A 10,570-nucleotide genomic window follows, 5' to 3' on the forward strand; every position below is an offset into this window, starting at 1 on the left:
GTCGCCTCGCTGCGCGCCTTCATCCGCAGCGCGCTGGACCTGACGCCGATCCCCGGCGGGGTCGAGATCCCGGCGCAGGGCCCGACCCGGCCGGGCGGGGGCAGCGGCGGGGCGAAGGGTGGACGCGAAGGCGGGGGCCGGGGCGGTGGCGGCCAGGGGGGCGCAGGCGGCGGGATGGCGATGGGCATGGGAATGGGTGCCGGTGCGGGCGTCGGTGCCGGGGCGCGGCTTAGCGGCGCAGCCGATGATCCCGACGATCCGCCCGCCTCGGGCCCGACCTGAACGGGCTTGCATCGGCCCCTCTGCTTCGCTACTTCGGCGCAGGTCCGGGCGGTTAGCTCAGTTGGTAGAGCGTCTCGCTTACACCGAGAATGTCGGGGGTTCGAGCCCCTCACCGCCCACCAGGTTTCCTCCCTGTGGCGCGACGGAAACCGGAGCCGCTCGCGTATGAGGAATGGCACCTCGCGTCGACAGCTGCCAAGCTGGCCGTCCCGATGCGCGACCGCAAACCACGGAGCCCTGCACATGCCCGACCCGACCGACGAGATGGCCAGAATCCTGGCGCAGGCAGACCGGCCGCGCCGGGGCTGGCTGTGGTGGGTGTTGGCCGTTCTTCTGATCGCGGGCCTGGGCGGCTGGTACTGGTATGCCAGGACGGCGAAAGCCGCTGCCGTCAGCTACGAGACCGCGGCCGTCACCCGGGGCGACGTGACCGTGACGGTGACGGCGACCGGATCGGTGCAGCCGACGACCGAGGTCGAAATCTCGTCGGAGCTTTCCGGCTCGCTCGCCTCGGTCGAGGTCGACTACAACGACCAGGTGACGGTCGGTCAGGTGCTGGCCCGGCTGGACGATACCAAGCTCAAGTCGCAGGTGCTGACCGCCGAGGCGCAGCTCGCCGCCGCCCGCGCCAGCCTGGCCCAGGCCGAGGCTGTCCAGCGCGAGGCGGCCGCCTATTTCGATGCGCAGAGCGAGCTGGACAAGCGCGGCCAGTCCTCGCGGCTGAGCCTGATTACGCAGGAAGCCGCGCGCGACAAGGCCGAGGCCGCGCTGACCGCCGCCAAGGCCGATGTGGCGCTGGCCGAGGCGCGTCTGTCCGAAGCCCGTGCCGATCTCGACCGCTCGGCCATCCTGTCGCCGATCAACGGCATCGTGCTGGACCGCGCCGCCGAGCCGGGGCAGATCGTCGCCTCGTCGCTGAACGCGCCGGTCCTCTTCACCCTGGCCGAGGACCTCGCGCGGATGGAACTGCGCGTCGATGTGGACGAGGCCGATATCGGCCGGATCGCGGTGGGCAACGAGGCGAGCTTCACCGTCGATGCCTATCCCGGCCAGTCCTTCCCGGCGGTGATCGAATCCGTTCGCTACGCCCCCGAGACGACCGATGGCGTGGTGACGTTCAAGGCGATCCTGTCGGTGGACAACAGCCGGGGCCTCCTGCGCCCCGGGATGACGGCGACCTCGACCATCGCGGTTTCGGTGGTGAAGGACACCCTGCTGGTTCCCGATGCCGCGGTCCGCTTCGAGCCGCCGCAGGAGGTGGTGCAAAGCGGCAGCGGCGGCGGTGGTCGCGGCCTGGTCGGCATGATCATGCCTCGGCGGCCGATGCAGATCGAGCGGACCACCGCATCCGGCGAGACGGTCTGGGTCCTGCGCAGCGGCGTCGCGACCGAGGTGCCGGTCACGGTGGGCGACAGCGACGGGCGGAAGACGGCGGTCTCGGGCGAAGGGCTGGCCGAGGGCGACCTTGTCATCATCGACCAGAAGTCGGGAAGCTGAGATGGCCCCGCCGCTGATCCAGCTGGACAAGGTGACGCGCGTCTACGGCAGCGGCGAGACCGAGGTGCGCGCGCTGGACGGGGTCGACCTGACCATCGAGCGGGGCGAATTCGTGGCGATCATGGGCCCTTCCGGCTCGGGCAAGTCGACGGCGATGAACACCATCGGGCTTCTCGACCGGCCAAGCTCGGGCCGGTTCCTGTTCAACGGAGTCGAGGTGCAGGATCTGGACCGGGACCGCCGCGCGCTGTTGCGCCGCAATTTCCTGGGCTTCGTCTTCCAGGGGTTCAACCTTCTGCCGCGCACCTCGGCGCTGGAGAATGTGGAACTGCCGCTGATCTACAAGGGCGAGCCGAGAGCTCTGCGCGAGGCGAAGGCCCGGGCGGTGCTGGAAAAGGTCGGCCTCAAGGGGCGTGAAAACCATGATTCCACCCAGCTCTCCGGCGGCCAGCAGCAGCGGGTGGCCATCGCCCGCGCGCTGGTCGGCAACCCGATGATCATCCTGGCGGACGAGCCCACCGGGAACCTCGACAGCCAGCGCAGCCATGAGATCATGCAGCTTCTGCAGGGGCTGAACCGCGAGGAGGGGATCACCATCGTCATGGTCACGCATGAGGACGACATCGCCGCCTATGCCGGGCGGCTGATCGTCTTCACCGACGGGCGCATCACCCGCGACGGGCCCGTGCGCGAAAGGACGGGCGCATGATCTGGGAAACGGTGCGACTGGCGCTGCTGGCGCTGAAGCGGAACAAGCTGCGCTCGGGCCTGACGGTGCTGGGCGTGGTGATCGGCGTGGCGGCGGTCATCGCGATGGTGACGGTGGGGCAGGGGTCCTCGCGGGCAGTGTCCTCCAGCGTCGCGAGCCTTGGGACCAATGTGCTGGCGCTCCGGCCCGGGTCGCAGCAGATGGGACCGGGCGGGTCGGGATCGGCGCGGTCCTTCAACCTGCGGGATGTGGCGGCGCTGAGAGAGCTGTCGGTCATCACCGCCGTCGCGCCGACCGTCAACAGCAGCCAGACCATCGTCGCGGGCAGCGCGAACATGACCACCTCGGTGACGGGCTCCACCTCGGACTGGCTTTTGGTCGGCAACTGGACGCTTTTGAAAGGCCGCACCTTCAGCGACAGCGAGGACCGATCCGGCGCGGCGGTCTGCATCGTGGGCGAAACGGTGCGGCGGACGCTGTTCGGCAATGCCGATCCCATCGGGCTGCAGATGCGCGTGGGCAGCGTCAGCTGCGAGGTGATCGGGCTTCTGGCGGCCAAGGGGGCGGGCACCTTCGGGCAGGACCAGGATGATCTGGTGCTGATGCCGGTGCGCACCGTGCAGCGCCGGCTTCGGGGCAGCGACGATGTGAACTCGATCACCCTGGCGCTGTCCGATCAGGTCTCGAACGACCGCGGCATCCGCGAGGTCGAGGCGCTGATGCGGATCCGCCGCCGCATCGCCACGGGCGAGCGTGACGATTTCTCGGTGATGGACATGGCGCAGATCGGATCGGTCCTGTCCGGGATCAATTCGGTGCTGACCGGGCTTCTGTCCTCGGTCGCGGCGGTCAGCCTTCTGGTCGGCGGCATCGGGATCATGAACATCATGCTGGTCTCGGTCACGGAGCGCACGCGCGAGATCGGCATCCGGCTGGCGGTCGGCGCCGAGGGGCGTCAGGTCCTGACCCAGTTCCTGGTCGAGGCGGTCGTCCTGTCGCTGGTGGGCGGGATCGTGGGGATAGTCGTCGGGCTGGCGCTGGCCTTCATCGCCTCGATCTTCATGGCGATCCCCTTCGCGCCGCAGCTGGTGGTGGTGGTTCTGGCCTTCGGCTTCTCGGCGCTGATCGGGGTGATCTTCGGCTTCTTCCCGGCGCGCAAGGCGGCGCGGCTCGACCCGATCGAGGCGCTGCGCCACGAATGAGCGGTCTCAGGTCAGCAGCGACCAGAGCGCGGCGATCCCGGCCAGGACGAAGACCGCCCCCGCGCCGATGACATAGCCGCGGTAGTCTTGCAGGACGCCACCCTCGGCGGCGGGCTGCATCAGCGGGCGCGTCACCAGCTTCGGCGGCTCTTCGGTCAGCGCGGCGGGCAGGGGGCCGCCTTCCTCGCCGAGGCGAATCCAGTCCAGCCAGTCGCCGGCCGACTGGATGCGGTCGCGCGGCATCACCCGCACCGCCTTGTCGATGGATTCCAGGAACCCCGGCGGATAGCCCGGAAACCGCCCGGCAAGCGGCTGGTAGGGGTCTGCCTCGCCCTCGGCCACCCGCGCGAGGCGGCGCTGGCTTTCCGGCGGGGCCTGGCCGGTGATGACATGGTAGAAGGTCGCGCCCAGCGAATAGAGATCGCTGGCCGGGCTTTGTTCGGCGCCGGTCAGGTAGAATTCCTGCGGCGAATAGCCTTCCTTGATCACCCGCCGCCCGGTCAGCACCCGGGTCGCGCGCACCACCTGTTCGCTGGCGGCGCCGAAATCGATCAGGATCGGGTTGCCGGTCTTGTCGATCAGGATGTTGTCGGGGGAGATGTCGCGGTGCAGGATGCCGACCTGATGGATGAACTCCACCGCGCTCAGCATCTTCTTCAGCATGGCCACGATCTGCTCGGGCGCGAAGGCCTGGTCGGTGGAATCCAGAATGTCGTGCAGGTCGCGCCCGTCGATATAGTCGATCGCCATATAGGCGGTGTCGTTGTCCTCGAACACCTGGTGCACGCCGACGATGTTCGGGTGGACCAGGCGGGCAAGGCTCTTCGCCTCGGCCACGAAGCTGTCGACGAAACTGCGCAGGTCGCCCTGGTGCTTGCGCGACCGGGCGCGGACCAAGCTGGTCGAGCGGCGGCAGAGCGCGTTCGGGAAACATTCCTTGATCACGACGGTGCGGTCGAGGCTGTCCTTCGCCAGATAGGTGATCCCGAAGCCGCCGCTGTTGAGGAAGCCCTCGATGATGTAGTGCCCGCCCAGCAGCTGGGTGCCGGGCTTCAGGTCATCGGCGAAGGCATCCGGGTCGACCCGGCCCAACTCCGACTCGAGCTGATTGCTGATCTGTGTCGGGCCCTGTGTCACGGTAAATCCTGCCGCATTGTCACTCATCACTACAGTCAACGGGGTGCCGCATAGCCACGCGGCACCCTGCACCATTCTGCTTTCCCACGGGTAAATCCGGTCCGGTCTCAGCTCCGGTGCGGATGGGTTCCCGGTTCCATACTAGCTCTCGTCCCGGTTCCCGCGCAAACGCGCTGCGTTGCGACAGGGTCATCGGTACAGAAAAGTTGACCTAAGGGAAACTGTCGCGGGAACGCGCGGCAATAAATCCGCGCGAGTAAACATCTGGTTTTGCTGAACAATTCCTGCGAACGCGGAGGCTGGTTCGTGGTTTTGCAAAATGCACAGTGTGACAAAAACATCAGCGATCCCAGTGGGATGCGCCGTGATCCCGCCGCATTTGTCAGCGCAGGACGACCACAGCGGGCAGGCAATACCGGAAACAATACCCATGGTTGTGCTGGTCCGGGTTCCATCGCGTCACGAAACCGATTCGCGGCGCTCAGCCCCGTGTCCAGAGTTTTATCGGTTTGCCGCGATGCAGAATTCGGAAGATGCGGGACCGCCAGCCGCCCCGGTCCGGGCCTGCCGGATCGCCTGCGGGTTGGCGCGTTCTATCCCCGGCCGGTCAGCCAGTTCCCCACCGCCGCCAACCGCGACGGCCCGGCGCCGGGCCTGTCCTCCTGCCGGTCGGCCGCGTTCAGAAGCGCATACATCCCATGCACCCCCAGCCAGCGCAGGGGCTCGGGCTCCCACCCCTTCACCCGGCGGTTGACCCAAGGCAGATGCGCCAGCTCGGTATCGCGCCCGAGCGTCAGGTCCGCCAGCGTTCGCCCGGCGAGGTTGGAGGTCGAGACACCCACCCCCACATAGCCCCCGGCCCAGCCGATGCCGGTTTCCGGGTCCAGCCCCACCGTCGCGCACCAGTCGCGCGGCACGCCGAGGACGCCGCTCCAGGCATGGTCGATCTTCGCCCCGGCGGCGGCGGGGAAATGCCGGTGCAGGATCGCGGTCAGCCGCCGGATTGTCTCGGGGTCCGGCGCGCCGTTGCTGTCGAGGCTGGAGCCGAAGCGATAGGGCACCCCGCGCGCGCCGACGGTGATCCGCCCCTCGCGCGTGCGCTGGCAGTAGCAATAGGCATTGGCGAAATCACCCACGATCTCATGGCCCTGCCAGCCGATCTTCTCCCACACTTCCGCTGGCAGCGGTTCGGTCGCGATCTGGGCCGAGTTCATCGGCAGCCATTCCCGCTTGAGCCCCGGCAGCCCGGCGGTGAAGCCTTCGGTGCAGCGCAGGATCACCGGAGCCTCGATCGTGCCGTGGTCGGTCGTCACCACCCCCGGCTGGAAGCCTGTCACCGCGGTGCCTTCCACCAGCCGCACCCCCAGCCGTTCGACGGCGCGCGCCAGTCCCCGCACCAGCTTTGCGGGCTGCACCCGGGCGACGTTCGTCACCACCATCGCCCCCAGCGCGCCGGGAATGCGGATGCGTTCGGCCAGGTCGGCGGCGCCCATCTCGAAGACCCGGCCCTCCTCGCCCCAGTGCCGCCGGTGCTCCACCTCCGCCTGCATCCGCCCGACCTGCGCGGGCTTCGTCGCCACCATCAGTTCGTCGGTGCGGTGGATATCGGCCTCGATCCCCTCGGCTTCGGCGACGCGGATCACCTCGTCCACCGTGCCGTTCATCGCCTCGACCATCGCGCGGACGGCATGTTCCGACGAGGTTTCCAGATAGCGCCGATGCGTCCAGGCGAAGCCGCCGGTCAGCCAGCCGCCGTTGCGGCCAGAGGCACCGAAACCGGCGAACTCCTTCTCGATCACCAAGACATCCAGCGCCGGATTGGCCTTCTTCAGGTAATAGGCGGTCCAAAGGCCGGTATAGCCCGCCCCGATGATCGCCACATCCGCCGTGGTATCCCCCGCCAGCGCCGCACGGCGGTAGGGCAGACCGATGTCGGCATACCAGAAAGAAACATCCCCGATCCGCATGGTCCCCCCTTTTGCGCGAAGGGAGGCACAGGCCCGACCGCATTTCAAGGCCCAAGCGGCGTTTTACCCCGTTGCCAAGGCCTTGGCGCCCGCCGATGCTGCGGGAAAGGCAGGGAGTGGGACATGCAGGGCTTCTTCGTCGCCGGCCCCTTCGACGACGGCGATCCCGTCACCGGGCATTACTACGAGATGGCCTCCAGCGACCCAGCCCGCCCGCAGGTCTGGGGCTATACCGCCGCGCTGTCCTACCGTCCCGGCGACAGTCTGCGCCTGCATGCCATGTCCAGCGCTGCGCAGGCGCGGCTGACCATCGCCCGCGACGGGCTGGCCCCACGGATCGTGCTCGACACCACCATCGCCACAGGCTTTGCGCCCACGCCGCCCGACTGCTCGGTCACGGGCTGCGGCTGGCCGGTGGCCTTCGAGACCGAGATTCCGCCGGATTGGCCGACCGGGGTCTATGCCTTCACCCTCGCCATCGACGGCCACGCCTCGCAGGGAATGTTCGTCCTGAAGCCCGCGCAGCCGGCGGCTAAGCTCGCCCTGATCCTCGCCACCGGCACCTGGTGCGCCTACAATGACTGGGGCGGGTCGAACCATTACCAGGGCCTGACCGGCGCCACCGGCCGGGATTTCGCGGGCGAGGTCAGCCTTCTTCGCCCCTGGGCCAAAGGCTTCGTGCGCTGGCCGGACGACGCGCCCCGCATTCCCCATGCCTCGCCGCCGCTGACCCGGCCGCGCTATCCGCATATGGACTATGCCCGCGCGAATGGCATTTCCAAGAAATATGCCTCCTCCGGCTGGGCGGCCTTTGAACGCCCCTTCGTCCTCTGGTGCGAGGCGCAGGGCATCGCGCTGGACTACTACACCCAGCACGACCTGCACGCCGACCCCCGCCTGCTGGACGGCCATCCCCGTGCGGTGATCGTCGGCCATGACGAATACTGGACCTGGGAGATGCGCGACCATCTGGACGGCTGGCTTGACCGGGGCGGCCAGCTGGCGCGCTTCGGCGGCAACTTCTTCTGGCAGACCCGGCTCTCGGCGGATCTGACCACCCAGACCTGCTACAAGACCCGGGCCGAGGCCGAGGATCCGCTGGGCGCGACCGACCGGTTGACCAGCTACTGGGACCACCCGCAGGCGGGGCGTCCGGCGGTGGCGACGATGGGCCTGACCGGCAGCATGGGCGTCTATGCCGGCTGGAGCCGCTGCGCTGCCCATGGTGCGGGCGGCTTCACGCTCTACCGGCCCGATCACTGGTCGCTGGGGGGCACTGGCCTCGGCTATGGCGATGTGCTGGGCGCGGCCTCGAAGGTCTTCGGCTATGAGGTCGACGGGATCGACTACGAGACGCACCAGGGCCTGCCCTACGCCGCGCCCGATACCGGGCTGGAGGGCGAGCTGACCATCGTCGCCCTCTCGCTCGCCACCACGCTGGCGCATTCCACCGGGCCGGAGGAGGAGGATCTGTTCATCGGCAGCCTCGACGCCGAAGAGGTTGCGCTGACCAAATACGGCAAGCTCACGCCCGAGACGTTGGGCCTCGCCAGCCGGGGCAACGGCTGCATGGCGGACTACCGGCGGGGCAGGGGGGCCGTCTTCAACGCCGGAAGCTGCGAATGGGTCGCGGGCCTGATCGCCCGCGAGGCCCCGGTGGAGCAGGTGACGCGCAACCTGCTGCTGGGCGACTGGGGGTAGGTGCAGGGCATCCCGTCCCGGGCTTGATCGGGGACCTCCGTTTCCCCCATCGCCTCCTCACCTTGAGGGCGAGGTCCCGGGTCAAGCCCGGGACGGGAATGAAGACTACGCCCGCCCCCGCGACAAAGGCGCAACCGGCGACCAATCCCCTTTCCGCGCCTCATCGCATCGGATAGGCAGGCGCCATGTTGAGCCTGTCGAACCTTGCCGTGGCCCGTGGCGGCGTCACCGTGCTGCGCGGACTGACCCTTTCGGTCCAGCGCGGCCAGGCGCTGATCCTGCGCGGGCCGAACGGATCGGGCAAGACCACGCTCCTGCGCACTCTGGCCGGGTTGCAACCGCCTGCCGAGGGCGGCTACGACCTGCCCCCCGACAGCGTCGCCTATGCCGCACATGCCGACGGGCTGAAGTCCACCCTGACCGTGACCGAGAACCTCGCCTTCTGGTCGCGCATCTATGGCGGCCCCGGCATCGACCATGCGTTGACCGCGCTGAACCTGAGCCAACTGATCCGCCGCCGCGCCGGGGAACTGTCCGCCGGGCAGAAGCGCCGTCTGGGCCTTGCCCGCCTGCTGGTGACGGGCCGCCCGGTCTGGCTGCTGGACGAGCCCACCGTCAGCCTGGACGTGGCCTCGGTCGCGCTTTTCGCCGATGTGGTGCGGGACCATCTGAAGACCGGCGGCCTTGCCGTCATCGCCACCCATGTCGACCTCGGCCTGCCCGAGGCGACGGTGCTCGACCTTAATCCGCATCGGGCGCGGGAAATCCAGAGCACCGGTTTCGACGAGGCCTTCGCATGATGCGGCGCACCGGGTCCAGCCGTCGGAGCCTCCGGCGGGAGTATTTGGGGAAAGAGCAATTGCGGGGCCGGGCATGAAGTCGCTTCTCCTGCGCGACTTGCGGCTTGCCCTCCGCTCTGGCGGCGGCTTCGGGCTGGGGCTGGCATTCTTCTTCCTCCTCTCCGTGCTGGTGCCGCTGGGCGTCGGGCCGGAAGGCGGGATGCTGGGCCGTATCGCCCCCGGCGTGCTCTGGGTGGGGGCGCTCCTCGCCTGTCTCCTCTCGCTCGACCGCATCTTCGCGCTGGACCATGAGGACGGCTCGCTCGACCTTCTCGCCACCGCGCCGATCCCGCTGGAGGCGGTGGTGGCGGTAAAGGCGCTGGCGCATTGGCTGGTGACGGGCCTGCCGCTGACCCTGATCGCGCCGGGCCTCGGCGTCCTGCTGAACCTGCCGCCCGCAGGCTATTCCTGGCTGGTCCTGAGCCTCTTCCTCGGCACCCCTGCGCTCTCGGTCATCGGGGCCTTCGGCGCCGCGATCACCGTGGGCCTGCGCCGTGGCGGTCTCCTCCTCAGCCTCCTCGTCCTGCCGCTGTATGTGCCCACCCTGATCTTCGGGGGCGAGGTCGTGCGCCGCGGGGCCGAGGGCATGGCGCTGGCCACGCCCCTTGCGCTTCTGGGTGCGATCAGCCTGGGCGCCGCCGCGCTTCTGCCCTTCGCGGCCGCCAGCGCGATCCGCGTCAATTTGCGCTAGTCTGTCGCGCGATGGTGTGTTGAGCGGCAACCCGGAACAGGATAGGCGAACCCCCATGTCGATCTGGGAATATGCGAACCCGAAGAAGTTCATGCAGACCTCGGCCTGGGCCCTGCCCTGGGTCGTCGGGCTGACGATTGCGCTGCTGGTCACGGGTCTGACCTGGGGCTTCTTCTTCACCCCCGACGACTACAAGCAGGGTGCGACCGTCAAGATCATCTACCTGCATGTCCCCGCCGCGATGATGGCGATCAACGCTTGGGGGATGATGCTGGTGACCTCGCTGATCTGGATCGTCCGCCGCCACCATGTCTCGGCGCTGGCCGCCAAGGCCGCCGCCCCCGTGGGCCTGACCTTCACCCTGATCGCCTTGGTCACGGGCGCGCTCTGGGGGCAGCCGATGTGGGGCACCTGGTGGGCCTGGGACCCGCGGCTGACCTCGTTCCTGATCCTGACGCTCTTTTACTTCGGCTACATGGCGCTCTGGGCCGCGATCGAGGACCCGGATACCGCCGCCGACCTGACCTCGATTCTCTGCCTCGTCG

General features: G+C 68.7%; 9 protein-coding genes, 1 tRNA gene and 1 pseudogene. 9 read left to right on the plus strand and 2 right to left on the minus strand.

The features are described 5' to 3' along the window. The 5 genes and pseudogenes from V7Q39_RS15360 to V7Q39_RS15380 form a co-directional block, all read left to right on the plus strand. Positions 1-282: pseudogene (locus tag V7Q39_RS15360) on the plus strand (hypothetical protein); the annotation flags it as partial. 46 nt (positions 283-328) lie between these two features. After that, positions 329-404 (plus strand) — tRNA-Val (locus V7Q39_RS15365). Between the two features lie 121 nt (positions 405-525). Then, a complete protein-coding gene (locus tag V7Q39_RS15370; protein ID WP_333817485.1) occupies positions 526-1,779 on the plus strand; it encodes an efflux RND transporter periplasmic adaptor subunit in 1,254 nt (417 codons plus the stop codon). A gap of 1 nt (position 1,780) precedes the next feature. Next, the gene (locus V7Q39_RS15375) at positions 1,781-2,488 is read left to right on the plus strand and encodes an ABC transporter ATP-binding protein (RefSeq protein ID WP_333817486.1); all 708 of its coding nucleotides are present in this window, start codon (positions 1,781-1,783) and stop codon (positions 2,486-2,488) included. Continuing rightward, positions 2,485-3,690, plus strand: coding sequence for an ABC transporter permease (locus V7Q39_RS15380; protein WP_333817487.1), 1,206 nt, complete (start codon positions 2,485-2,487; stop codon positions 3,688-3,690). Before V7Q39_RS15375 ends, V7Q39_RS15380 begins: the two co-directional genes overlap by 4 nt. A gap of 6 nt (positions 3,691-3,696) precedes the next feature. On the opposite strand, the gene V7Q39_RS15385 is transcribed toward V7Q39_RS15380, so the two are convergent. Beyond that, complete coding sequence (locus tag V7Q39_RS15385; RefSeq protein WP_333817488.1) at positions 3,697-4,827, minus strand: serine/threonine protein kinase; 1,131 nt, start codon at positions 4,825-4,827, stop codon at positions 3,697-3,699. Positions 4,828-5,420: 593 nt separating this feature from the next. Next, positions 5,421-6,794: an NAD(P)/FAD-dependent oxidoreductase gene (locus tag V7Q39_RS15390; protein WP_333817489.1), complete on the minus strand. Its 1,374-nt coding sequence runs from the start codon at positions 6,792-6,794 to the stop codon at positions 5,421-5,423. 123 nt (positions 6,795-6,917) lie between these two features. Between V7Q39_RS15390 and V7Q39_RS15395 the strand changes: the two genes are divergently transcribed. The 4 genes from V7Q39_RS15395 to ccsA form a co-directional block, all read left to right on the plus strand. Beyond that, positions 6,918-8,495: a N,N-dimethylformamidase beta subunit family domain-containing protein gene (locus V7Q39_RS15395; RefSeq protein ID WP_333817490.1), complete on the plus strand. Its 1,578-nt coding sequence runs from the start codon at positions 6,918-6,920 to the stop codon at positions 8,493-8,495. Between the two features lie 185 nt (positions 8,496-8,680). Beyond that, positions 8,681-9,295 carry a heme ABC exporter ATP-binding protein CcmA gene (gene ccmA / locus V7Q39_RS15400; RefSeq protein WP_333817491.1) on the plus strand — a complete coding sequence of 205 codons (615 nt, stop codon included), beginning with the start codon at positions 8,681-8,683 and terminating at the stop codon, positions 9,293-9,295. Positions 9,296-9,368: 73 nt separating this feature from the next. After that, complete coding sequence (gene ccmB, locus V7Q39_RS15405) at positions 9,369-10,025, plus strand: heme exporter protein CcmB (RefSeq protein WP_333817492.1); 657 nt, start codon at positions 9,369-9,371, stop codon at positions 10,023-10,025. 55 nt (positions 10,026-10,080) lie between these two features. Continuing rightward, on the plus strand, positions 10,081-10,570 hold a 490-nt coding region (gene ccsA, locus V7Q39_RS15410; protein ID WP_333817493.1), incomplete at its 3' end, for a cytochrome c biogenesis protein CcsA.

Origin of the sequence: Tabrizicola sp., assembly GCF_036781545.1 — a bacterium.
Taxonomy (GTDB): Bacteria; Pseudomonadota; Alphaproteobacteria; order Rhodobacterales; family Rhodobacteraceae; genus Tabrizicola.

Excerpts from the sequence above, each read along its gene's own strand:
- ccmA (WP_333817491.1), top strand. The coding sequence starts at position 8,681 with ATGTTGAGCCTGTCGAACCTTGCCGTGGCCCGTGGCGGCGTCACCGTG.
- ccmB (WP_333817492.1), top strand. The coding sequence starts at position 9,369 with ATGAAGTCGCTTCTCCTGCGCGACTTGCGGCTTGCCCTCCGCTCTGGC.
- V7Q39_RS15370 (WP_333817485.1), top strand. The coding sequence starts at position 526 with ATGCCCGACCCGACCGACGAGATGGCCAGAATCCTGGCGCAGGCAGAC.
- V7Q39_RS15395 (WP_333817490.1), top strand. The coding sequence starts at position 6,918 with ATGCAGGGCTTCTTCGTCGCCGGCCCCTTCGACGACGGCGATCCCGTC.
- V7Q39_RS15375 (WP_333817486.1), top strand. The coding sequence starts at position 1,781 with ATGGCCCCGCCGCTGATCCAGCTGGACAAGGTGACGCGCGTCTACGGC.
- V7Q39_RS15390 (WP_333817489.1), bottom strand. The coding sequence starts at position 6,794 with ATGCGGATCGGGGATGTTTCTTTCTGGTATGCCGACATCGGTCTGCCC.
- V7Q39_RS15380 (WP_333817487.1), top strand. The coding sequence starts at position 2,485 with ATGATCTGGGAAACGGTGCGACTGGCGCTGCTGGCGCTGAAGCGGAAC.